This window comes from Rhizobium sp. N621 (assembly GCF_001664325.1).
Lineage (GTDB): Bacteria > Pseudomonadota > Alphaproteobacteria > Rhizobiales > Rhizobiaceae > Rhizobium > Rhizobium esperanzae.
In genome coordinates, this window is the sequence record NZ_CP013495.1 from 2,777,709 (window position 1) to 2,799,443 (window position 21,735).

Here is a 21,735-nt window from a genome sequence, read left to right on the forward strand (position 1 = left end):
GAAAACATGAAATCAATCTGTGTGGCGGCCGTCCTGGCCGCCCTGACGACGACTGCTGCCTCGGCCGAGACGATCGGCGTTTCGATGCAGAGTTTCGATAACAATTTCCAGACGCTGCTGCGCGAAGGGCTGCAGGCACGAGCCTCCAAGCTGAACGGCGTCAGCCTTCAGATCGAGGATGCGCAGACCGACGTCTCCAAACAGCGCAGCCAGGTCGATAACTTCATCGCATCGGGAGTGGACGCGATCATCATGACGCTGACCGATACATCGGCCGCCACCGGCATCAGCGAGGCCGCCCGAAAGGCGGGCATTCCGCTCGTCTACCTCAATCTCGAACCGGAAAATATCGACAGACTGCCCGAAAAGCAGGCCTATGTCGGTTCGAAAGAAACGGATTCCGGAAGGCTCGGCGCCGAAGCCGCCTGCGATCTGCTGAAGAAAGAGGGCAAGGCCAACGACGCCCAGGCTTACATTCTGATGGGCGATCTCGCGCATCAGGCCTCGCGCGACCGGACCTCGTCTGTCAAGGCGACGCTTTCGGCAGGCGATTGCAAGGGCGTGACCATCGCCGATGAACAAACCGCCGCCTGGACGCGCACCAACGCAATGGATCTGACTACGAACTGGCTCACGGCAGGTCGTCCGATCGACGTGATCTTCGCCAACAATGATGAGATGGCGCTGGGCGCCATTCAGGCGCTCAAGGCATCCGGCGTGTCGATGGACGACGTCATCGTCGTCGGCATTGATGCCACGCAAGACGCGCTAGCGGCGATGGCGGCGGGTGATCTTGACGTGACGGTCTTCCAGAACGCCAAACAGCAGGCCGCAAGTGCGGTGGATGCAGCCGTCGCGCTGGCGCACGGCAATGCCGTCGACAAGGAAGTCTGGGTGCCGTTCGAACTGGTCACACCCAAGAACATGGCCGAATACGCGAAAAAGAACTGATCCTCCGGCCGGTGTCTCCTCCTCACGAGCGCCGGCCGCTCTTCTCTGGAGAACACAATGGACGGTATCGTCATCATCGGTGCAGGCGAATCCGGCACCCAGGCGGCCTTCGCCCTGCGTGAGGCCGGTTATTCCAGGCCCGTTACGCTGGTCGGAGCCGAACCGCATTTGCCCTACGAAAGGCCGCCTCTGTCGAAAGCCGTCGACGGTGCGGTGCAGATGAAGCTGATCTGCGCGGCAGATGCGCTTGATGCAGCGGGCATCACCTATCTCAAGGGGTTGTCCGCCGCCAAGCTGGATGCGGCCACCGCGACCGTGACGTTAAGCGACGGTCGGCTATTGCGTTATGAAAAGCTGCTTCTGGCGACTGGTGCGCGGCCAAGGCGGCTTGCCTGCCCCGGCGCAAAGCGCGCGCTCGACTTCCGCACCCATGCCGATGCCGAAGCGATCTTTTCCAATGTCATTCCGGGCCACAGCGTCGCGATCATCGGGGCGGGACTGATCGGGATGGAGCTCGCAGCAGTGCTTCGCGGAATGGATGTAGCGGTCAGCGTCATCGAAGCCGCGCCGAAACCTTTAGGCCGCGCCGTTCCCGCCCGCTTTGCCGAAAAGTTGCATGCCCGACACGATGCCGAAGGTGTGCGTTTCCACCTCGATCGCGGCGTTGCGGCAATCGGCAATGACGGCGTTACCCTCAGCGACGGCAGCGTGGTCCCCGCCGATCTCATCGTCAGCGCCATCGGGGTCCTGCCCGAGACTGCCCTGGCGGAAGCGGCGGGGCTGGCAACAGGCAATGGAATTCTGACGGACCGGCGTCTTCGCACTAGCGCGCCGAAGATTTACGCGGCAGGCGATTGCGCGGCGGTCGCCCAACCCGGCGGAGGGCATGTCCGCTATGAAAGCTGGCGCAACGCCAGGGCGCAGGCCGAAACGGCAGCGCGGAACATGGCAGGCGCCGCCGAGACTTTTACCGCCATTCCCTGGTTCTGGTCGGACCAGTATGATCTTGGCCTTCAGGTGGCGGGGCTGCCGCAGCCCGGGCATCAGACGGTCCCACGTGCGACGGTGGCGGGCGAGCTTGAATTCTATTTCGACGAAGGCCGCCTCGTGGCCGCCGCCGGCCTCGGCATCGGCAACGGCCTGGCCAAGGATATCAAGCTTGCTGAGATCCTGATCGCAGCAGGCATCAGCCCCGCGGCTGCGGAACTCTCCGACCCGGGATTAAACCTCAAGACCCTTCTGAAAAGCGCGCGGGCCGCATGACGCAGAAGCTGCTGGTCTTTCAGTCGCTCTGGGCCATGGAGCGCCGGCACACGGACGGGTTCGAGCCCACACTCGATGAAAACGTCGCGATGATTTCCGATGCGGGCTTTGATGGCATCAGCGCGCACTACACCAACCGTGCGAATGTCATTCGGCTGAACGAAGCCATCCGGGGCACGGGCTTGAAGATCGAGGCGGTCTGCTTCCCCCGCTGCGTCGAGGATTTGCGTCTGCCGCTGGAACTTGCTGAGGCCTTTCCGGTCAGCCACATCAACCTGCAGCCCGATATCCGCCCCCGCCGGATCGAGGATTGCCTGCCGATTCTCGATGGCTGGATGCGGCTCGCCGAAGATGCGGGTATTCCGGTATTCATCGAAACCCATCGCGACAGGATGACGACGGACCTGTTCTTCACGCTCGATCTGCTCGATCGACGTCCCGATCTGCCGTTGCTGGCCGATCTGTCGCATTTCCTGGTCGGTCGCGAATTCGCCTTTCCGGTCAATGAGGAAAGTCACGCATACATCCGGCGCATCCTACGGAATGCCCATGCATTTCACGGCCGTGTCGCTTCCCGAGAGCAGGTGCAAATCGAAATCTCCTTTGCGCACCACCGGCCCTGGGTCGATCTCTTCCTGCAGTGGTGGGATTACGGCTTTCGCCATTGGCGATCACGCGCAGCCGATGACTCCGAGCTGGTCTTTACCTGCGAATTAGGCCCCAAACCCTATGCGATCACCGGGAGAGACGGCAACGACTCGACGGACCGATGGGCCGAGGCGCTGGCGCTGCGCCAGATGGTGCGCGAACTGTGGGCTGCCATTGCCTGAGCCGCAGCGCATGAACAATCGCGGCAATCCGTTCTCTCGTCAGCCCCTGCAGCCGCCTTCCGATGGCGGCAACCACTTCGTCGGACCAGTGCGCGCGCATCCACAGCCGCAAGCACATTGGGCAGACGTTAGGGATTGTTAATCAGAAATGCCTAATGTATTTCTTAACGTGCACAAGTTGTGCGGGAGTTGAGTTGCTATAGTATCTGGTAAGACATTCAATCAGGGAGAGCCTCCGACATGCGGAAAATTCCTGCTACCCGCTTGGCCCTCGAAAAAACGGAGGCAATAACCTGGGGCTTGATCGACCGGCTTTTATTCTTTGATCGCGATTTCAATCCGGTTGAAAATTTGCTTGGCAATGCGCTGCCCGCTTCCGTCAAACCAGCCGCCTCCTTCTGGGAGCTTTTTCCGGAGCTGGACAAATCGGCCGTCATGCTCGCTTTCCGTTCACTGGGTGACAGCGCTCAGCCTTTGCGAATAACAGGCGCACTCGGCGGATCACATGATTTGACGATCTATCGGATCGGTGATCTGTTTGCCGTGGTTCGGTCCGAGGAACACATTGACGACGAGCGCGCAACCCTTTTACATCTCGCCACCCATGATCCGCTGACTGGACTGCCGAACCGGCGCCAATTCAGCGAGGACCTGAGCGCGCTGTTGCAGGAAACTGCAGGCTCGAGCGAGACCCTTTCATTAATGCAACTCGACCTTGACGACTTCAAACCTGTCAACGACACGCTCGGGCATGCTGCGGGCGACAAGCTTCTTCAATCGGCTGCAAGGCGTATCCAAGCCTGCCTCTCCAGCGATGACCGGGCCTATCGATTGGCCGGCGACGAATTCACAGTGATCTCCGTGGGCGGAGGACATCCGGCCAAAGCGCACCGCTTGGCGGAAGACCTGGTTGCCGCCTTCAAAAAACCCTTCACGATAGACGGCATCGAGCTCTTTGTCGGCACAAGCATCGGCATGTCCACCGCTCCGCCGGATGGCACGAGTCCAGAACAACTGATGAAAGCTTCCGACCTCGCACTCTACGACGCCAAGAAAGAGGGGCGTGGTCGGGCAAAAGCCTATGACCCAACGATGCTAGAATTGCTGGAGCAGCGGGAACTGCTGCGCCGCAGTCTGCGTATGGCGCTCGAGCAACAGCAATTCTATGTCGAATACCAGCCGATTGCCGAGGGCGGCTGCATTGTCGGCTTCGAGGCGTTGCTAAGATGGCACCACCCCCTGCTTGGAAAAATTCCACCGGCGGCATTCATTCCGATGGCCGAGGCGGACGGAATGATGCCAGACATTGGCGCGTGGGTTTTGGAGCAGGCATGTCGTGAGGCGATGAAATGGCCGGAGAACTACCTCGTCGCCGTCAATCTGTCAGCGGCTGAATTCTTGACAAGCGGCCTGACCGACCGGATTTCCCACACGCTGGACGTGGTCGGACTGCCGCCCGAGCGTCTGGAACTCGAAATAACCGAGAGCGTGCTGCTCGAGCGCACCGTCAACAACATTGATACGCTCAACACGCTCAACTTACTGGGCTTACGAATTTCGCTGGATGACTTCGGCACCGAATATTCGTCCCTGAGCTATCTGAAGACATTCCCTTTCGACACGATTAAGATCGACAAATATTTTATTACCGATCTCGAAACCGATCTGAAAAGCCAAGCAATCGTCCGCTGCATCGTGAACCTTGCACATGACCTCGACATGCAGGTGACAGCCGAGGGAGTTGAAACCCCGGGGCAGGCGGAATGGCTGCACAGTGTGGGCTGCGACAGGCTTCAGGGCTATCTGCTGAGCAGGCCGCTTCCCGTGGAGGCCGTTGACGAATTCATCAAAGGGGCGGAAGCATCCAAAAGCCGCGCCCGACAATAGTGCTCGAAACTTTTCGCCGTGCTTCTACATTGCATGCAGATCCAACGCTCCTGACACACGAACGGAGGGCATATTGGAAGAGGAAGCATCCCGCTTCGACGACCACGCATTTGTACCGATGGTATCGCTGGAAATGAACGTTGCGATGTTCAAATCTCAATGGCAGTTTTGCGACGAGATTACCGAATATCTCTCCGACATCCTCGGTCAGGGTCACAGTGATCCCGCTCGCTACTCCAACTTTCTTTCGGTCGCGGCAAACGAACTCGTAGAGCTCGCCTTCCGCGCGACAAACGAACGGGGAAAGATACATTTCAGCCTCTCACGCAACGCGACGTTCAACCGGCTGAGAATTGCCTTTCCTTGCGATGAGGAATTCCGCCGCAAACATATCAAGGTAGGATCAAGCGAAATAGAGCATGGCCTCGATAACGGCTCCGGTCACCTGGTTACCAAGCCCGATGAGGCCTTGCTCAGTAATCTGGCGACGATATTAGGCGCCGCTATCCGCATCGAGAGAGACGGCGAGGACGGGATCGAAATCATTGCCGATTTCCCCTCCGCCGAGGATTTCCAATGAGCCTGCTTCCCCTGCCCTATACCGTGCGGTTTGATCCGACAAACCAAGAGCTCGTGCTGTCCGGCAAGATGCGGCCCGAAAGCACCGCGGAGATTGCCGATGCCCTCGAACTGATGCGGCAAAGTTTGGAAAGATATAGCGGCATCGTTTACCTCAACGTCAAACGCCTGACGCACATCAATATGACGGCCTTCGCCGCCCTCTCCGATGTCGTGGCGGCAGGCTGCCGAACCAGGCCGGAACGGCAGATTAAGATCATTACGTCGAGCGTGATGGCGTGGTCTGCCTCGCTGTTCGAGACGTTAACGGCTTCGCAACCAAACCTGTCGGTGGAAGTCTATGATTCGGCCTTTTATCCCGGGCAAAGCTTTGTCGAGGACGAGAGCTTCATTCCCATTCTGCGCACGCAGACGAAAATGACATGGAGGCACGAACGCGAACTCTTGCCACGCCACGGTCTGCGCCCCGGCCTTGTCATGGCCGATATCTGTTGCGGCATTGGTGATTTCGCAGCTCTGGTTCAACGGGAATTCAACCCGACGCGCCTTGTCGCACTGGACCACTCCGTGCGCAGTCTGGACTATGCCCGCAAAGTCGCCGCCGAGTTCGGCCTGGAAGGCATCGAGTACACCTATGGCGATGCGTCTCAGATGCTGCTTCGAGACAATCAATTCGACTTCGTGACCTGCCGGCACTCGCTGCAGATTTTTGACCGCCCCGAGATGCTGCTGCGGGAGCTTTATCGCATCTGCAAGCCCGGCGGCCGTGTCTACATCACGAATGAAAAGAATTCGCATTGTTTGGGTGAGCCGCATGGCGACTCGATAAAATGGACCTACGAGGAGGTGGCGAAATTGTTCAGGCATTTCGACATGGATGTCGAGATGGGCCCGAAAAGCCGCCACCTTCTGCTCAACGCCGGATTCGATAACATCCAAGTCGACTGCTTCATGGTCACGAATCTTGACGGCGATCCCCAGGACTTCGCAGACATCATCGAAGCTTGGGAGAATGTCTATGCAGGCGAGATGGCGGTGCGCCGCGGCGACTCGCCGGATTTCATTCGCAGATTCCGGCAAGGATTCAAGGATCACGTCTTTGCCGCTCTTCACCCCAAGGGTTACGCAGGCTGGCCGATCTGGGCAGCCTCTGGTCGAAAGCCGCTGTGATGGATGGATGGTCATCGAAAAGACCGGTCGGACTGAGCTCGTTTCGGGCGAAATTCATCCTGGTCGTCGGTGGAGCCGTTCTCTTCGACTTGTTGGTCAGCGGCGGCCTGGCACTTTGGAATGTTCAGAGGCTGTCGCGTGACGCAACGCTGGAAGTCGGCCAGGGCCTCGAAGCCGCCAGCCAGGAATATATCCGCACCTATGCCGATTCAACCGCAGCCCAAGTGACGCTGCTCCTGCGCCAGGTTCACAACGACGTCGACACTTTGGCGGGAGTGCTCCAGGGGCAGATCGACAATCCCGCCCGCAATTCCGATGTCGGAGCGGCGATCGCCCGCACGTCGCCCGGCAGCGTCAGTCTGTCTTACGACGAGAAGGGGAAGTGGTCTCAGAACGCGCCCGGCTCCGCTTCGGTCGTCAGCGTCTGGGGTTACCTGCTCGGTGAGGACCATCAGCCGAAACCGGAAATCCGGCGCGATATAGAGACAAGCGCAGTTCTCGATCTCGTCGCGCCGAGCCTGTTGCAGCACGGCGCTTCAAAGCTGCAGATGTATTACATCGGACCGAGGGAACGACCGATTTTCAGAACGGCACCCTACACCGACCAGGCTCAGACCTTTGACCGCCTTTATCCCGGGCACAACGAAGCTGATTTCTGGAACTTCTTTTTTCCGGGCCTGTATGAGTCCTGGCAGAGCTGGGCCCAGGACACGAAAACGCGACCCGTCGCAGACGATATCACGCAGACGGCCCCATATACGGATGCCATTACCGGCAAGCTGATCGTCAGTTTCTTTCATCCGCTCTGGACCGCCGACCGGAAGGACGTCGCCGGGACGGCCGGCGCCGATATCACGCTCGACCAGCTCGCCCAGACGGTTGAAAACGTCAAGGTGGCCCAGTCCGGCTTCGGCTTCCTGGCCATGTCCGACGGAAACGTGGTCGCGATCAACGGCACCGGCGAACAGACGCTCGGCCTGCGTTCCGCGAGTGGTGCGAGCGGAACCGGCGTGACCGGGCTGGAGCGTTCCTTGAAAGGAAGCTCCCAGCCTGCGATCGCGAAACTGGCGCTCGACCGGGAGCAGGGCATTCAACATCTGCTGCTGCAGCGGGACGGCAATGAGGTCCCCTATATCGTCATCGTCAAGAAACTGCCTGCGACCAATCTCTGGTCCAGCGGCCCGGTTCGGCAAGAGGCGATGTTGCTGGGAGTGGTTGTGCCGGAACGGGAAATCGATGCCTCCCTCTACGCCGCCCAGGCGAAAATATCCGAGGCCACCAACCGGATCGTGATCTATCAGATCCTGGCGATCTTGATGTCGCTGCTGATCGTGACGATCGCTGTGTTTGCGGCTTCGAAACGCATAACGAGCGGGATCAGCGCACTTGCGGGGGCCGCCAAGCGCATTCAGGCGCAGGACTATTCGGTCAGAGTGGCGATAACAAGCAAGGATGAGGTCGGCGCTGCCGGTGAAGCATTCAATCGGATGGCTGAACAGATCAGCTATCACACCGAAAATCTCGAGCAACTCGTCGAAGAACGAACGGCCCAGATCGAAGATCAGAAGGAAGAAATTTCGGCGCTGAACGCACAGCTCCAGCGAGAAAATCGCCGTCTCGGAACAGAGGTGGCCGTCGCTGAAAGAATCCAGCTCATGGTTCTTCCGTTGCAACAGGAGCTGGAGGAATTTCAGGACATCGAGATCGCAGCCTATATGCGACCGGCGGAAGAAGTCGGCGGTGATTATTACGACGTCTTGAAAAACGGAAGGCGGCTGAAGATCGGCATCGGCGACGTCACCGGCCACGGGCTCGAAAGCGGCGTATTGATGCTGATGGTCCAGTCTGTCGCCCGCGCCCTTCAGGAGGCGGGAAACACCGACGCCGTCAAATTTCTGGCGGATCTAAACAGCGCCCTGTTCAAGAACATAGTGAGGACGAAAATAGACAAACATCTGACCTTGGCCTTTCTCGACTATGACGGCCGGGAGATGATCTTGTCGGGGCAGCACGAGGAAGTTGTAATCGTGCGGGCGAACGGTGAGATCCAACGCGTCGACACCATGGATCTCGGCATACCAATCGGCTTGGACGCCGATATTTCTGCATTCATCAAAACTCGAGAAATTGCGTTCGAGAAAGGCGACCTCATCCTCCTGCACACCGACGGGGTAACAGAAGCAGCAAACGATGCGGGAGAGCTGTTCGGCATCGAACGTCTCTGCAGCGAAGCGCTTCGCTTGAAGGGTCAGAGCGCAGAGAAGGTCGTTTCCGGAATTGTCGCGACACTAATGCACTTCATCGGATCGCAGAAGATCTATGACGACATCACGCTTCTCGCAGTACGGCATAGGTGAGACATGGCGCCCACAATATACGGCATCGAATCTTTGGCGGAGATCAGCTTGGATTCCGGTGCTCGCCTGACATTGAGGGATGGGCCGCTTCAGCTTGGATGGAAGCATTCAGGAATGACGTCGGACTTCATAGCGGAGATCATGGCGCTGCCTTATTCCCGGTCGAGGAAAGATTACCTGCAGGCGCATCATGATATTGGATATCTCAGCAACGAGCTGATCGAAAATGCCGTCAAATTCCGACAGCCTGGCGAAATCCTCATCGAAGCCGGTATAATCGATGGAAGCTTTCTGTTCAGAGTCAAGAATACCGTCGACAGCGCGACAGCGTCTCGCTTCCAGCAGCTCCTGCACCGCCTTCAATCGAAGGAGCCCGGTGTACTTCTTCTTGAGCAAATCGAAATCAACGCCATATCGCCAGAAAGCGGCTCCGGTTTAGGCCTGCTCACCCTTTTGAGCGATTACGATGCGAGAATGGCATGGACATTCGAAGAGAATAATGACGAGCATATCATACTGACGACGACTGCAGCTGTGGCTATGCCCCCCTCCTCCAATCGATGAGCAAAGAATGGAAATCAGCGACGAAAACTTCCGCGTATGGGCGGAAAAAAACGAGGTGTATTTTGATGGCGTCTTCCGCCTGGCAGGCCCGGACGCCTATGCGCCGATCTATTCATTGATAACAGGCCTTCTCCATGAAGGGCACAAGCAGGTGACGTTCGACCTGACGGGCCTCGAATTCCTGAATTCCTCGGGCATCAACCTCCTGGCGAAGCTGACGATCGAAGCCAGAAAGATGGGCGACCTCCTGCTCATCGTCAAAGGGACCAATCAACATCCGTGGCAGGCAAAATCCCTCCCGAATCTGAAGAAGCTGCACCCGCTGCTCGATTTGCGCCTGGCGTGATCGGCCTTGAGCCGAGCATCCACGCGGCACCCACCAGCAGCCGCAGCATGGGTCCTCGGGCCAAGCCCGAGGACGACGGAGATTGGGGTTGGCGTCTCGCCAAACTCGGCACGCCCGCATGCCGCACCTCGGATGGGGACCGGTGCTCCGCTCCCACATTTGACCTCGCCGCGCCGATCTGTGATCGCTTTTCCATGGACGAGCAAAGAGGAATTTGCTCCATGGAACTCATTCCGCATAGCACGATCTCTCACCCATCCGGATGATTGTAATCACTGGTCCGATCTATAGTTTAGAGCAGGTTTTCGGCGAAGCCACGCGACAAGTCGTCGACTGGGGCTCGATCTTCGACGAACTCTTTTTTTGCAAAGGGCATGCCCGAGCAAGCAGATGTAGCAGGTGTAAAGAAACCTTCGTGGCTGGAGCAGCCTTGATCGGTCCGCAGGCTCCATGTGGTCGGATGATGTTTCAAAGGGAACGACATGCGTAAAACAATAGCAGTCGGCCTGGCCGCCTTGATCGCCGTATACTTTCTCGGCGGCATGAGCGCGCGACATGAGATCTTTCCCTGGCCACAACTTTCCGCGCTGAAGAAAATGATTGGCGGAGAGAAGGGGGCGGCTCCAAGCCGTTATACTTTCGACGACAAGGAACGACTCATCGGGGACGAAACAAAAACCACTGTGACCTGCCCAACTCAAACTGAGCGAACTGCTGTCTTACTCGTTCTTGGTCAATCGAACGCGGCCAACGACGGTGGACAACGGCACCGGTCGAATTATGGCGCTCGCGTTGTAAACGCCTTTGACAAACGGTGCTTCATCGCGGCATCGCCGCTTCTTGGATCGACCGATACCAAGGGAGAGTACTGGACGCTTCTTGGGAACAAATTGATCGCATCGGGACAAAATGACAGCGTCGTCCTCGCACCTCTCGCATATTCCGGATCTGATGTCGCACGATGGGCGACAGGCGGCGACCTCAATCCTGTGCTGGTCGATACAGTGAAACAGCTTCAGGATTCCGGTTATCGGATAACGAGCGTCCTCTGGGTGCAGGGAGAGGCGGACCTCGTTATGGGCACCACTTCGGAGGCCTATCAGAAACATTTCATGTCGATGGTTGACACATTGCGTCAGCACGGCGTCGAAGCACCCGTTTACATTTCGATCGCATCGAAATGCCTCGAACCGAGCAACGGCGGCTTCAAGGAGCATATTCCGGACAATGCGATCGTACGGGCGCAACTGGCACTGTCAAAAAGCGGCCACGGTATCCGAGAGGGCGTCAATTCTGACGCGGCACTCGATGGAGACGACCGCTACGACGATTGCCATATCGGGGGCTCAGGCGCGGAGAAAGTGTCGCAGGCCTGGCTGAACCTTTTGCGTGGTGAGAGCCACCTGGAAAGCTCGCGATAGTCCTCCCGAACCGTTTGCGCGCCTTCGCGAGCTTCGACCAAGGCCGCCCGCACGCCGCGCCTCGGATGTTTCCTTAGGACCATAGCCGGGGCCTTTCGCCGGACCTCAGTCCGATGTGCAACGCTCGATCGCAATCTATTCTTCACATCTGCTCAGTCGTGCAACTGCACGGCACCTGATGCTCTGATTCGGAGGAATACGATGCGGATTTCAACCTTAGCGTCCCTGGCCGTTCTTTCGCTGGCGTTCGCAGCGAGCCCGGCAACGCTTGCCTGGCTCGACATGAACGCCCTGGCAAAGGACGGTGGAAACGGTGGCGGCAATGGCGGCGGCAACGGCGGTGGTAACGGCGGCGGCCATGGAAATGGTGGCGGCCAGAACAGTGGTTCAACCCATGGCAACTCCAACTCGTCGGCCGTGAGAGGCAAATCGTCAGAGGCATCGGGCAAGTCCAAATCGGGCAAGTCAGACACCGCAGCCACCAGCACGAAGGAGAAGAACCTGTCGGCGCAGCTTGCGGGCCTGAATTCCTTGAAGCGGAACTATCGGGCGCTGATGAATACATCGGATCCACGCATGACTGCCATCTCGGCTTACGCCGTGGCTTATGCCCAGTATGAAATCGACAACGGTATCGAGCCTGCGGCCGACGATCCCCTGCTGGGCGATCAGGCGCTGGAGGACGCGTTGGCTTCCGCAACGAAAACCGGTCAGGTCAGCCCGACGGTCCTGGATGAAGCCAAGACCATTCTCGGGGTTGGCGATGCCGACGGCAAGATTGATCAGATCCGCACCTCGCTGGAAAACGCCGCGTCGGCGGCGCCAGACGAATAGCCACATGGCGAGATGTGAGAGGTGCGAAGCCGACTCTGGTAAGCTTCGCACCGAACTGAGAGCATTTCCGTTTCTGTCTGCGTCCGGAAATGCTCTATTTTTTTGCCAATTTTCCAGCGGTCCAAGCCTTCTTATCGGCCATTATGCATTGGCCAACTCAGCTTTCAGATCGGCAAAGGCCTCTCTCACATAGTCAGAAAGGGACTTTTGTCCCTGCTCTTCCGCCCAGCGGTCGATCGCAAGGCGCAACGCGCCGACAGACACCATCGCCACCACGCGCAGCGCCCGGCGTCGCTCCGCCTGCGGCCAGATTTCGCACAGCACCTCGAATGTCGCCTGCTCCATCTGCAGATATTTGGTCTGGTTGCTCGCGCGCAGCTGTTCGTTCGAGCGGAGGATCCTGTCGATGACGGCGGCCTGTTCGGTATCGAAATTCGCCAGCAATTTGAGATGGGCGCTGCAGACGACATCGAGCGGAGACCGATCCTTCGGTTCTGCCAGAACAGCGGCGCGAAAGGCCTCCGGCAGGCCCTTTTGCCATGCGGCGAGGATCTCCTCTTTGGAGGCGAAATAATAGAAGAAGGTGCGCCGCGAAATGCCGGCCGCCCCGGCGATCGCATCCAGCGTGGTCGCCTCGTAGCCATTGGCGGCAAACAGACTGAGAGCTGAGTCGGTGATGCGCTGGAGCGTCTCGCGTCGCTTCTTTTCGCGCCAGCCTTCCTTCGGTCGATCCTGTTCCATGTCGGCTGCGATATCAGGAATCGCATTCCTTGTAAAATCGCACTTTGTGCAGGCAGCGATGGAGGCTATTCGACGCACTTTGCCGAGATCGGAAATCGCCTTGGCGCTCCGGACATCGCGCTTCTCGGAATCGGCGCTTATGCGCCGCGCTGGTTCATGAAACCGGTCCATATAGACCCTGCCGAAGCAGTCGTCGCGCACAAGGACTTGGGCGCAAAACTGAGCATCGGCATGCATTTCGGTACTTTTCAGCTCGCGGCCGAACCTTTTGAGCAGCCTCGGATGAGCCTGCGGGAAGCCCTGGAGAAAGAGGGGGTAGATAAGGATAGTTTCGTCACTCTGCAGGAGGGAGAGACCCGTGTTTATGACATGGAACGCAGTGAGGAGGCCACTCTGAAATCAGGAGCGGGGCCGGCGCTCGTCAACACGCCTTGAGGAGCGCACCCCTTTCGATCTCGCGCCGAAAATCGCATCACTTGCAAAATTACACTGCGTGTAATATCTGTCCAACACCAGATCAGAGTGAGGACGGATATGAAAAGGGTGCAATATGACCGCTATGGCGGGCCGGAAAAAATGTATTTCGGCGAATGCGACATGCCTGAGGTGGGCGACAACGAGGTGCGCGTGTCGGTGAAGGCAGCGGCAATCAATCCCTTCGATTGGAAGCTGCGCCGCGGCGCCATGAAGCTCATCACCGGGAGACGCTTTCCGAAAGGCATGGGCACGGATTTCGCCGGCATCGTCGAGGCGACCGGCAGCAATGTCGGAAGCGTCAGCGTCGGCGACGAAGTCTTCGGCACTGTGGACTTCAAGAAATCCGGCGCCTTTGGCGAAGCGGTGGTGGTGGAGGCGAGTCACACGGCGAAGAAGCCGCCACAGCTTTCCTTCGCCGAAGCGGCCTCCCTCCCCATTGCCGCGATGACGGCGTGGGTGGCGATCATCGACAGGGCGCAGGCGCGCCCGGGCGCACGTATCTTCATCAACGGCTGCTGCGGCGCCGTCGGCGCTTTTGCCGTGCAGCTCGCGCTTGCCCGTGGCGCGCAAGTCGCCGGCGCCTGCGGATCGGCATCGAGGGAGAGCGCCAGAACCGCCGGCGTCGCGCCGGTCTTCGGCTATTCCAACGCCCAGGCCTATACACGGCAAGGAACCTACGACGCCGTCTTCGACACGCTCGGCACGCTCGACGTCGGCCACGGCTTTTCGATGCTCAATCCGAGGGGCGTCTTCGTCGATATCAACCCGACGCCGACAAGGCTCCTGCGCGGAATGCTGTCGCGCCGCTACAAACTCGCCTTCGCCACCATGGGCATCAGGCATCTGCACGAGATCGCCGCACTCGCCGGCAGCGGCACGCTGCGGCCGGCGATCGGCCTGGAAGCGCCCTTCACCGACGCCTTGGCGGTCATCGCCGATGCGGAAACCGGTCGGCGCAGCTCCGGCAAGACAGTGCTCGCGTTCTGAAACGCGCGTCGGGCCAACGTCATCGCATCCAAAGGATTTTCCATGGAAAAGCAACCAAACATCAGCCGCCGGGCTCCGGACATCGTCCGCCCGACGGTCGATCCTGCCCGATGCGAGGGCAAGGCGGCCTGTGTCGCCGTCTGCCCCGTGGACGTGTTCGAAATCGTGCGCATCCCCGATGAGACGTATAGGGACCTGCCCCTTCTTGCCAAATTCAAGATCTGGGCGCATGGCATGAAGACGGCGGCCACCCCTAACGCCGCCGCCTGCGAGGGCTGCGGGCTCTGCGTTTCGGCCTGTCCCGAGCACGCCATTCGCCTGCAGCGCGCTGGCTGATGGACGCAAGCAGCAGCGCTGCGGCGCGTCCTTCGAGGCTCCGCCTTCTGGGCTGCGCACCTCAGCATGAGGGATGTCGGAGGATGCCAGGCCCGGGCGAGGACGCTCATCCCTGTGCTCGTCACAGGGATCCAGCGCGCAAGTCCTTGGGCGCGGGAGACTCGCTTCCACCCCAGGCGAGTGCTGCCGACGCGCGGTGGCTGGATTCCTGTCACATCAGCCCTGAGGACAGAAGAAGGGAGGAGAAGTGACGCCCCGCAGGGCCTCACGGACGAGGCGGGTGCAACGACGGCGGGAAGGGCTACCACATCGTCAACGTTCTATGTGCCGGCTCTCACCCCTCCAACTCAACAATCGCACATCCATACCCCCCAAGCTCCAGCCTCCCCATCACCCTCTTTTCCCCATCCAGCAGATCCCGCCCGGCCGGCACACCACCCACCGTCACAGCCTGATCCATATAATTCTGCACGAACAGCAGCCGCCGCTCTTCGTTCATCCGCATCGTCACCTCCACACCCTCCGGCAACCCGCCGACCAGCGGCTCGATGCCGGCTGGCGCAAACAGCCGTTCCGTCAGCGCCTCGGTCAGCTCCGGCGTGAGATAGGTGCCGAGATAGACCACCTGGCCCCTGCCGACCTTGCGGGAGGTCGCCATGGGCTGGCCTTCCGCGTAGCGGTTGGACCAGGCGGCGATGACTTCGACGTCGGGGGCGATGGTGAGGTTTTCATAGAAATGGCCAGCGGCCATTTCGCGGTTGCCGATCTTGAAGCGGCGGACGCGGCGATTGCTTTCGGCCGGTTTGTTCGGCGGGATGACGAGGCCGCCGGAGCGCTCCATCACGTCGAAGAGGCCGTTGGCGCCGGGGGCGGCGAGGCGGCCGAAATCTTCGACACGCACGCCGGTCAGCTTGGAAAGCGCGGTGCCGGGAGCCGTCTCGCGGATGACGTGGTTGTCTTGCGTGCGGGTGCCGGTGCGCGCGCCGATGACGACAGTGCCGCCTGATGCGGCGAAGGCTTCGAGCCTCGCCGTCCATTCGTCCTTCCACATCACCCAATGCGGCACATAGAAGAGCTTCAGGTTGGAAAGATCGTCCTCGGGGTGGATGAAGCCGCAGGCAATACCGCGATCGTAGCAATGCTGATGCAGCAGGATCGCATCGTCCTGCGGGCTCGGCAGGCCGATCGGATAGGTCTTGTGGGCTTCCTGATTGTCGAAATCGGAGCCGGCGATGCCGACATCCATGCGCACATAGGTGCCGAGGATCTTCGGCTGCAGCGCCGTCATCTCGGTCGCGAAGCGTGTGGCTTCCTCATAGCGGTGGCGGCCGATATCGTCATGGTCGATGATGCCCATCCAATAGATCTCGGCGCCGAAATGGGCGGGCCGCCAGCGGAAGAACATCAGGCCGTCGGCGCCGCGGGCGACCGAGGAGAGCGCCATGCGGCGCAGTTCGCCTGGCTCCGGAGTCAGCGTGCAGAAGCCCGGCTGGCTGCCGAAGCCCGATTGCTGCTCGGGCACGATGTAATTGCCGGAAAAGCCGCGGCAGATATCAAGATGCAGCGCCTGCACCTTGGCGTGGTTGCCGAGCCGCATGAACTCGTCATAGAGCATGGGATAGATGTCGTAGCCGACGAAATCGAGATCCTTGCTGAACTGGCCGCGGAAATCGATATCCCTCAAGCCCCCGAGATTGTGGAAGACGAACCACGAGGATTTCACCTCCCTGAGGATCTCCACTTGGTCGTGCTGGAAGCGCGCCGTCGAGAAGGCGAGGAAGCGGTGGTAATCCTGCAGATGGCCGGGGCTCGGGAAGGTCGGCCCGAATTCGATCGGCAGCACCACCTGATCGAAACTGTCATAGGCCGTCGCCCAGAAATCGCCGCCCCAGGCGGCGTTGAGCTTTGATATCTCGCGGTATTTATCGGCGAGGAAGGCCTGGAACTCACTGAGCGTCGCCTGGGAAAAGCTTTCCGGCATGCTGGTGTTCAGCTCATTGTCGGTCTGCCAGCCCACGACATGAGGGTTGCCGCGATAATGCTCGGCCATCGCCCGGGTGATGCGCTTGCTGTGCTCGCGGAAGACGGGGCTTGCCGTATCGCAGTGCTGGCGCGAGCCGTGGCTCATCGGCCGGCCCTTGCCGTCGACCCTTAAAATTTCAGGGTGTGCCGCCGTCAGCCAGCGCGGCGGCGTGGCCGTCGGCGTGCACATGATCGTATCGATGCCGTGGCGCCCGAGGATTGATATGGCGCGATCGAAGAGATCGAAATCATAGGTGCCGAGCTTCGGCTCCAGAATGTGCCAGGCGAATTCGGCCATGCGCACGACATTGAAGCCGGCTTTCGCCATGCGCTCGGCATCGCGCTCCCAATAGCTTTCGTCGACATGCTCGGGATAATGCGGCACACCGACGAGGAAGCGGTCGGTCTGGACGGTGTTCCATGCGGAGAGGGTCTTGTCGGACACGGGCGGTTCTTTCCTGATTATTTGTCGAGGATGGGCTTGCGGGCGCTGAGCGTGCGGCCGCCATCGGGGGAGAAGAGATAGAGCTCGTTCGCATCGAGCTTCAGCGCCACCTTCTGCCCGGCGGCGAAGGGCGCGACGTAAGAGAGCTGCGCGGTGATGTTGCCGGTGCCGCTTTCCGATGCGATGGTGCGGAGATTGCCGGCATCGACATAGAGAATGGTCTCGCGGCCGAGATGCTCGACGAGGCGGACCTCGCCATGGATGGCCCCTTCCTCGCTGCCCTCGGCCACCACCGAGATCGCCTCCGGCCGCACGCCGAGCGTCAGGCCCGTGCCTTTCGAAAGCGTCGTCGGCTGCGCAAGCTCGACAGTCAGCGGCGCAAGGCCGGGGGCCGAAACCGTCACGCTGCGGCCGTTGACATCGTCGAGGGTGACGCCGAGGAAATTCATGCGCGGCGCGCCGAGGAAGCCGGCGACGAAGAGATTGTCGGGGTTGCGATAAAGCTCCAGCGGCGAGCCCACCTGCTCGATGATCCCCTGATTGAGGACGACGATGCGGCTTGCCATGGTCATCGCCTCCACCTGGTCGTGGGTGACGTAGACCATGGTGGCGCCGAGCTCGGCATGCAGGCTGCTGAGTTCGACGCGCATCTGGGTTCTGAGCGCCGCATCGAGGTTCGACAGCGGCTCGTCGAACAGGAAAACCTCCGGCGAGCGGGTGATCGCCCGGCCGATTGCCACGCGCTGGCGCTGGCCGCCGGAAAGCTGCTTCGGGCGCTTGTCGAGCTGGTCGCTGATCCGGAGGATCTTGGCGGCGCGGGCAACGGCCGCATCGATCTCGGCCTTCGGGCGCTTGGCCATGCGCAGGCCAAAGCCCATGTTCTCCGCCACCGTCATATGCGGATAGAGCGCGTAGGACTGGAAGACCATGGCAATGCCGCGATCGCCCGGCTCCTGCCGGGTGACATCGCGGCCGTTGATCACGATCTGGCCGGAGGAGATGGTCTCCAGGCCGGCGATGGATTTCAAGAGCGTGGACTTGCCGCAGCCGGAGGGCCCGACCATGACGATGAACTCGCCTTGCGCGACCGAAAGATCGATGCCGCGCAGCGCGTGATAGGCGCCGTAATTCTTGTTGATCTGACGAAGTTCGAGACTGGTCACACCCTGGCCCTCTCTTGTTGAAACGGAAGACGCCGGCTCATCCCTTCACCGCGCCCATGGTGAGGCCGGCGATGAAGTGCCGCTGCATCAGGAAGAACATGATGACGGGCGGCACGGCGACGATGATCGTGCCTGCCGAAACCAGGTTCCAGGCCGAGACCCACTCGCCGCGCAGATTGGCAAGGCCGGCGGTGACAGGCTTGACGCTGTCGCTGACGGTCAGCACCACGGCCCAGAAATAATCGTTCCAGACGAAGGTGAAGATCAGGATGGCCAGCGCTGCAAGCGCCGGCCGCACCAGCGGGATCACCACATGGATGAGCGTCTGGAAGGGCGAAGCCCCTTCGGCCCGCGCCGCCTGGAACAGCTCATCGGGAAGTGCCGCGATGAAATTGCGCATGAAGAGTGTCGCGAACCCCGTCTGGAAGGCGACGTGGAAGATGATCAGCGCCACCGTCGTATCGATCAGGTCGAGTTGCACCATCAGGTCGCGCACCGGGATCATCATGATCTGGTGCGGCAGGAAATTGCCGCCGACGAAGAGCGCGAAGATCAGCATGTTGCCGCGAAAGCGGTAGCGCGACAGCACGAAACCCGCCAGCGTCGACATGACGAGCACGCCGATGACCGAGGGAATGGTGATAATCAGGCTGTTGAGGAAATAGCGCGCCATCGGCGTGTCGGTGAAGACGGCCCGGTAATTGTCGATGACGCCGATCTCGGTCGGCCAGCCCCAGAGATTGCCGCCCATCACGTCAGCCGTCGAGCGGAAGGAGGTGAGGACGATCGCAAAGAGCGGGCAGAGCCAGAGGCTGAGCACGACGACGACGGCGAACACATAGAAGCGGCGCTGCCAGGTCGCGGTTTCAGGTATCGGACGAGGATACATCAGCCTCCCCTCTCTTCGCTGCGGATGATGTGGGTGAGATACCAGGCGATGAAGACGGCCATGATCACGAAGAGCACCGAGGCGATTGCCGCGCCGTAGCCGAAGCGGTAGGAAAAGATCGACTGCTCGTACATCTGGTAGGCGAGCACCGAGGAGGAGCCGAACGGCCCGCCCGCGGTCATGACGGAGATCATGTCGAAGGAGCGCAGCGCGCCCACGACCGTCACCGCAATGGCGATGAAGGTGACCTGCGTCAGCTGCGGCAGCACGATATGGCGCAGCATGTTCCAGCCCCTCGCCCCATCGACGCGGCCGGCCCCGATCAGCTCTTCGCTCAAATTGTTGAGGCCGGCGAGATAGAGCACCATGCAGAAGGTGATCTGCGGCCACAGCGCCGCGATGACGATCGCGAAGGTGACGAAATGCTCGTCGGAGAGCACTGCCGGCGCCACTGCCCCGAAGGCCCGGAAGATCAGCGCCAGCAGCCCGAATTCCGGCGTATAGACCCAGGTGAAGACGACGCCCACCGTCACCGAGGCCAGCACCAGCGGAATGAAGAACAGTGATTTCAGGAAGCGCATGCCTGCGATTTTCTGGTTGACCAAGAGCGCGATGGCGAGCCCGATCGGCGGTGCCGCCATGAACATGACGAGCCAGATCAGATTGTTCTTCAACGACACGTAGAATTGCGGATCGTTATAGAGCTCGATGTAATTGCCGAGCCCGATCCACACCATCGGCCCGAAACCATCCCACTCGTGAAAGCTGATCCAGACGCTGCGCACCGCCGACAACAGGATGACAGTGAAGAACAGCGCGATCGCAGGCGCGATGAGCAAAGTCGGGGTAAGCCACCAACGCTGGCGGCGCCATAATGTCTGCATCTCTGGAGCCTCAAATTATCTTGGGAGCGGGCTGATGCCCCAAAGCTGTTGATAAAGCCGTCTCGCTCTCCTGCCGTCATGCTCGGGCTTGTCCCGAGCATCTGCCCCCGTTCGATTGGGCAGCAGATCCTCGGCACAAGGCCGAGGATGACGTCGAGTGAAGGGCACGGCCGTCGACAAGCCGGGAGCGATCCGCCACCCTTCAGATCTTATAAATCCGCTTCCGCGTCCCCTCGAGCCGCGTAAGGATGGCCTTACGCCTCTCGGGTTTGGCCATGAACTCCTGGAAGCCGACCAGGCCGGCCTGGGCCATGTCCGGGTCGCTATCGCGGTCGTAATATTGCGAGGTGCCCTGCACCGTCTTCATCGTCTCGACAGCGATATTGACGAGCGGATCCTTACTCGGCGGCAGGTCGTGGCGCGGCGGCACATTGCCGCCCGGTTCTAGATAGGCCGCCAGGTTCTCCGGTTTGTAGAAATAGGTGAGGAAATCGCGCGCGCCCTGCTTGTTCTTCGCCTTGGCGGGGATATGAACCGAATTGACCGAGAACTCCTCGAAATGGCCGATCTTGGGATCGAGCACCGGGAAGGTCGCGTAGGCGAGCTGCGGCAGATCCGCCTCGGTGAAGGCGGAGCGCAGGAAGGCGCCGAGGTTCATCATGCCGGCCTTCTTCTGGGCCAGAAGTGCTGCGGCCTCCTGCCAGCCGAAAGAGGTATGGTTCGGCGTGAAAAAGCCTTTCGATATCATCGCTTCCCACTGGTCGAAGACTGGCGTCAGCGCCGGATCGAGATAGCTCATCTCGCCGTTCATCAGCGCCATGTGCCTGTCCAGCCCGTTGATGCGCAGATTCATCTGATCGAACCAGCCGGCCGCCGGCCACAATTCCTTGGTGCCGATCGCAACCGGGGTGATGCCGGCCGCCCTGCACTTGTCGCCATAGGCCATGAAGTCCTCGGCGGTCTTCGGCACCGTCAGGCCGTATTGATCGAACACATCCTTGCGATAGAACATGCCCCAGAGCGTGCCGCCCGTGGGCAGCCCATATTGTTTGCCGTCATCGGTGACGGCGCCGGCGGTCGCGCCCAGCACGTTCTTGTATTTCTCCTTCTCGAAGAGATCGGAAATATCGTCGAACAGGCCGCGCTTGACGAAGGCGCGCATGCGGTTTCCCGAAAACCAGAAGCAGATGTCGGGCGCGCCGGCGACGAGATAATTGCGGATCGCCGTCTTGTGCGCCTCGTGGTCCATATTGTTGATGACGACATTGACGCCGGCTTCCTTGCCGAAGCCCGCCGCGATCGACTTCAGCGCATCGAGTGCGGCGCCGTTATTCTCGGACGAGATGACGGTGACTTCCTGCGCCTGTGCGATCGCAGGCATCGGAAAGCTGCCCGTGACCGCCGCCGCCGAAACCACCCCCGCCCCTTTCAGGAAGCTTCTGCGGGTGGTTGAGGGAAAATGCTTTAAGAGTACCATTGAATTCCTCCCGGTTGATCGATCAACACCGCCTGGCCCGAGCCGCCTCCTCCTTGGAACGCGCTCGATCAGGCATTCAACGCGCCGATCCGGTGCCCTGACCTCCAACGTA

20 protein-coding genes are annotated in these 21,735 nt (G+C 60.2%); 14 read left to right on the forward strand and 6 right to left on the reverse strand.

All coding sequences use genetic code 11. From position 1 onward, the window contains the following. The first annotated feature begins 6 nt into the window (after positions 1-6). The 11 genes from AMK00_RS13560 to AMK00_RS13610 all read left to right on the forward strand — a co-directional run bounded on the left by AMK00_RS13560 (position 7) and on the right by AMK00_RS13610 (position 12,202). Positions 7-951, forward strand: coding sequence for a substrate-binding domain-containing protein (locus tag AMK00_RS13560; protein WP_064810680.1), 945 nt, complete (start codon positions 7-9; stop codon positions 949-951). Between the two features lie 57 nt (positions 952-1,008). Next, positions 1,009-2,214, forward strand: a complete 1,206-nt coding sequence (locus AMK00_RS13565) for an NAD(P)/FAD-dependent oxidoreductase (protein ID WP_064810681.1) — start codon at positions 1,009-1,011, stop codon at positions 2,212-2,214. Then, positions 2,211-3,044 (forward strand): sugar phosphate isomerase/epimerase family protein, encoded by an 834-nt coding sequence (locus AMK00_RS13570; RefSeq protein ID WP_064810682.1) that lies wholly within the window; start codon positions 2,211-2,213, stop codon positions 3,042-3,044. The genes AMK00_RS13565 and AMK00_RS13570 overlap by 4 nt, the downstream gene beginning before the upstream one ends. Before the next feature lie 240 nt (positions 3,045-3,284). Next, positions 3,285-4,931 carry a putative bifunctional diguanylate cyclase/phosphodiesterase gene (locus AMK00_RS13575; RefSeq protein ID WP_064810683.1) on the forward strand — a complete coding sequence of 549 codons (1,647 nt, stop codon included), beginning with the start codon at positions 3,285-3,287 and terminating at the stop codon, positions 4,929-4,931. Between the two features lie 73 nt (positions 4,932-5,004). Next, the gene (locus AMK00_RS13580; protein WP_064810684.1) at positions 5,005-5,511 is read left to right on the forward strand and encodes a hypothetical protein; all 507 of its coding nucleotides are present in this window, start codon (positions 5,005-5,007) and stop codon (positions 5,509-5,511) included. Then, positions 5,508-6,680: a class I SAM-dependent methyltransferase gene (locus tag AMK00_RS13585; RefSeq protein WP_064810685.1), complete on the forward strand. Its 1,173-nt coding sequence runs from the start codon at positions 5,508-5,510 to the stop codon at positions 6,678-6,680. The genes AMK00_RS13580 and AMK00_RS13585 overlap by 4 nt, the downstream gene beginning before the upstream one ends. After that, entirely contained in the window at positions 6,677-9,037 is a 2,361-nt protein-coding gene (locus AMK00_RS13590; RefSeq protein ID WP_064810686.1) for a SpoIIE family protein phosphatase, read from the forward strand. Before AMK00_RS13585 ends, AMK00_RS13590 begins: the two co-directional genes overlap by 4 nt. 3 nt (positions 9,038-9,040) lie before the next feature. Further along, on the forward strand, positions 9,041-9,601 hold the full coding sequence (locus tag AMK00_RS13595; protein WP_064810687.1) for a slr1658 superfamily regulator: 561 nt from the start codon (positions 9,041-9,043) through the stop codon (positions 9,599-9,601). Between the two features lie 7 nt (positions 9,602-9,608). After that, a complete protein-coding gene (locus tag AMK00_RS13600) occupies positions 9,609-9,947 on the forward strand; it encodes a slr1659 superfamily regulator (protein WP_064803488.1) in 339 nt (112 codons plus the stop codon). Between the two features lie 482 nt (positions 9,948-10,429). Then, positions 10,430-11,368, forward strand: coding sequence for a sialate O-acetylesterase (locus AMK00_RS13605; protein ID WP_064810688.1), 939 nt, complete (start codon positions 10,430-10,432; stop codon positions 11,366-11,368). A 201-nt stretch (positions 11,369-11,569) separates the two neighbouring features. Next, positions 11,570-12,202 (forward strand): hypothetical protein, encoded by a 633-nt coding sequence (locus AMK00_RS13610; RefSeq protein WP_064810689.1) that lies wholly within the window; start codon positions 11,570-11,572, stop codon positions 12,200-12,202. A gap of 141 nt (positions 12,203-12,343) precedes the next feature. On the opposite strand, the gene AMK00_RS13615 is transcribed toward AMK00_RS13610, so the two are convergent. Next, positions 12,344-12,943, reverse strand: coding sequence for a TetR/AcrR family transcriptional regulator (locus AMK00_RS13615; protein ID WP_064810690.1), 600 nt, complete (start codon positions 12,941-12,943; stop codon positions 12,344-12,346). A gap of 114 nt (positions 12,944-13,057) precedes the next feature. On the opposite strand from AMK00_RS13615, the gene AMK00_RS33030 reads away from it, so the two are divergent. The 3 genes from AMK00_RS33030 to AMK00_RS13630 all read left to right on the forward strand — a co-directional run bounded on the left by AMK00_RS33030 (position 13,058) and on the right by AMK00_RS13630 (position 14,743). Next, complete coding sequence (locus tag AMK00_RS33030; RefSeq protein WP_237350475.1) at positions 13,058-13,378, forward strand: MBL fold metallo-hydrolase; 321 nt, start codon at positions 13,058-13,060, stop codon at positions 13,376-13,378. Positions 13,379-13,477: 99 nt separating this feature from the next. Next, positions 13,478-14,407 carry an NAD(P)-dependent alcohol dehydrogenase gene (locus AMK00_RS13625; RefSeq protein WP_064810691.1) on the forward strand — a complete coding sequence of 310 codons (930 nt, stop codon included), beginning with the start codon at positions 13,478-13,480 and terminating at the stop codon, positions 14,405-14,407. A 42-nt stretch (positions 14,408-14,449) separates the two neighbouring features. After that, positions 14,450-14,743, forward strand: a complete 294-nt coding sequence (locus AMK00_RS13630) for a 4Fe-4S binding protein (protein ID WP_064810692.1) — start codon at positions 14,450-14,452, stop codon at positions 14,741-14,743. A gap of 334 nt (positions 14,744-15,077) precedes the next feature. On the opposite strand, the gene AMK00_RS13635 is transcribed toward AMK00_RS13630, so the two are convergent. The 5 genes from AMK00_RS13635 to AMK00_RS13655 form a co-directional block, all read right to left on the reverse strand. Next, on the reverse strand, positions 15,078-17,210 hold the full coding sequence (locus tag AMK00_RS13635; protein WP_064810693.1) for a beta-galactosidase: 2,133 nt from the start codon (positions 17,208-17,210) through the stop codon (positions 15,078-15,080). Between the two features lie 17 nt (positions 17,211-17,227). Then, positions 17,228-18,373 carry an ABC transporter ATP-binding protein gene (locus AMK00_RS13640; RefSeq protein ID WP_064810694.1) on the reverse strand — a complete coding sequence of 382 codons (1,146 nt, stop codon included), beginning with the start codon at positions 18,371-18,373 and terminating at the stop codon, positions 17,228-17,230. A 37-nt stretch (positions 18,374-18,410) separates the two neighbouring features. Continuing rightward, positions 18,411-19,262, reverse strand: coding sequence for a carbohydrate ABC transporter permease (locus AMK00_RS13645; RefSeq protein ID WP_064810695.1), 852 nt, complete (start codon positions 19,260-19,262; stop codon positions 18,411-18,413). Then, complete coding sequence (locus AMK00_RS13650) at positions 19,262-20,146, reverse strand: carbohydrate ABC transporter permease (protein ID WP_064810696.1); 885 nt, start codon at positions 20,144-20,146, stop codon at positions 19,262-19,264. Before AMK00_RS13650 ends, AMK00_RS13645 begins: the two co-directional genes overlap by 1 nt. Before the next feature lie 202 nt (positions 20,147-20,348). After that, positions 20,349-21,623 carry an ABC transporter substrate-binding protein gene (locus AMK00_RS13655; RefSeq protein ID WP_064810697.1) on the reverse strand — a complete coding sequence of 425 codons (1,275 nt, stop codon included), beginning with the start codon at positions 21,621-21,623 and terminating at the stop codon, positions 20,349-20,351. Positions 21,624-21,735: the final 112 nt, after the last annotated feature.

What these genes read in the sequence shown, in the direction of transcription:
- AMK00_RS13560 (WP_064810680.1), top strand. Translation starts at nt 7, where the DNA reads ATGAAATCAATCTGTGTGGCGGCCGTCCTGGCCGCCCTGACGACGACT.
- AMK00_RS13565 (WP_064810681.1), top strand. Translation starts at nt 1,009, where the DNA reads ATGGACGGTATCGTCATCATCGGTGCAGGCGAATCCGGCACCCAGGCG.
- AMK00_RS13570 (WP_064810682.1), top strand. Translation starts at nt 2,211, where the DNA reads ATGACGCAGAAGCTGCTGGTCTTTCAGTCGCTCTGGGCCATGGAGCGC.
- AMK00_RS13575 (WP_064810683.1), top strand. Translation starts at nt 3,285, where the DNA reads ATGCGGAAAATTCCTGCTACCCGCTTGGCCCTCGAAAAAACGGAGGCA.
- AMK00_RS13585 (WP_064810685.1), top strand. Translation starts at nt 5,508, where the DNA reads ATGAGCCTGCTTCCCCTGCCCTATACCGTGCGGTTTGATCCGACAAAC.
- AMK00_RS13595 (WP_064810687.1), top strand. Translation starts at nt 9,041, where the DNA reads ATGGCGCCCACAATATACGGCATCGAATCTTTGGCGGAGATCAGCTTG.
- AMK00_RS13600 (WP_064803488.1), top strand. Translation starts at nt 9,609, where the DNA reads ATGGAAATCAGCGACGAAAACTTCCGCGTATGGGCGGAAAAAAACGAG.
- AMK00_RS13605 (WP_064810688.1), top strand. Translation starts at nt 10,430, where the DNA reads ATGCGTAAAACAATAGCAGTCGGCCTGGCCGCCTTGATCGCCGTATAC.
- AMK00_RS13610 (WP_064810689.1), top strand. Translation starts at nt 11,570, where the DNA reads ATGCGGATTTCAACCTTAGCGTCCCTGGCCGTTCTTTCGCTGGCGTTC.
- AMK00_RS13615 (WP_064810690.1), bottom strand. Translation starts at nt 12,943, where the DNA reads ATGGAACAGGATCGACCGAAGGAAGGCTGGCGCGAAAAGAAGCGACGC.
- AMK00_RS13625 (WP_064810691.1), top strand. Translation starts at nt 13,478, where the DNA reads ATGAAAAGGGTGCAATATGACCGCTATGGCGGGCCGGAAAAAATGTAT.
- AMK00_RS13630 (WP_064810692.1), top strand. Translation starts at nt 14,450, where the DNA reads ATGGAAAAGCAACCAAACATCAGCCGCCGGGCTCCGGACATCGTCCGC.
- AMK00_RS13645 (WP_064810695.1), bottom strand. Translation starts at nt 19,262, where the DNA reads ATGTATCCTCGTCCGATACCTGAAACCGCGACCTGGCAGCGCCGCTTC.
- AMK00_RS13650 (WP_064810696.1), bottom strand. Translation starts at nt 20,146, where the DNA reads ATGCAGACATTATGGCGCCGCCAGCGTTGGTGGCTTACCCCGACTTTG.
- AMK00_RS13655 (WP_064810697.1), bottom strand. Translation starts at nt 21,623, where the DNA reads ATGGTACTCTTAAAGCATTTTCCCTCAACCACCCGCAGAAGCTTCCTG.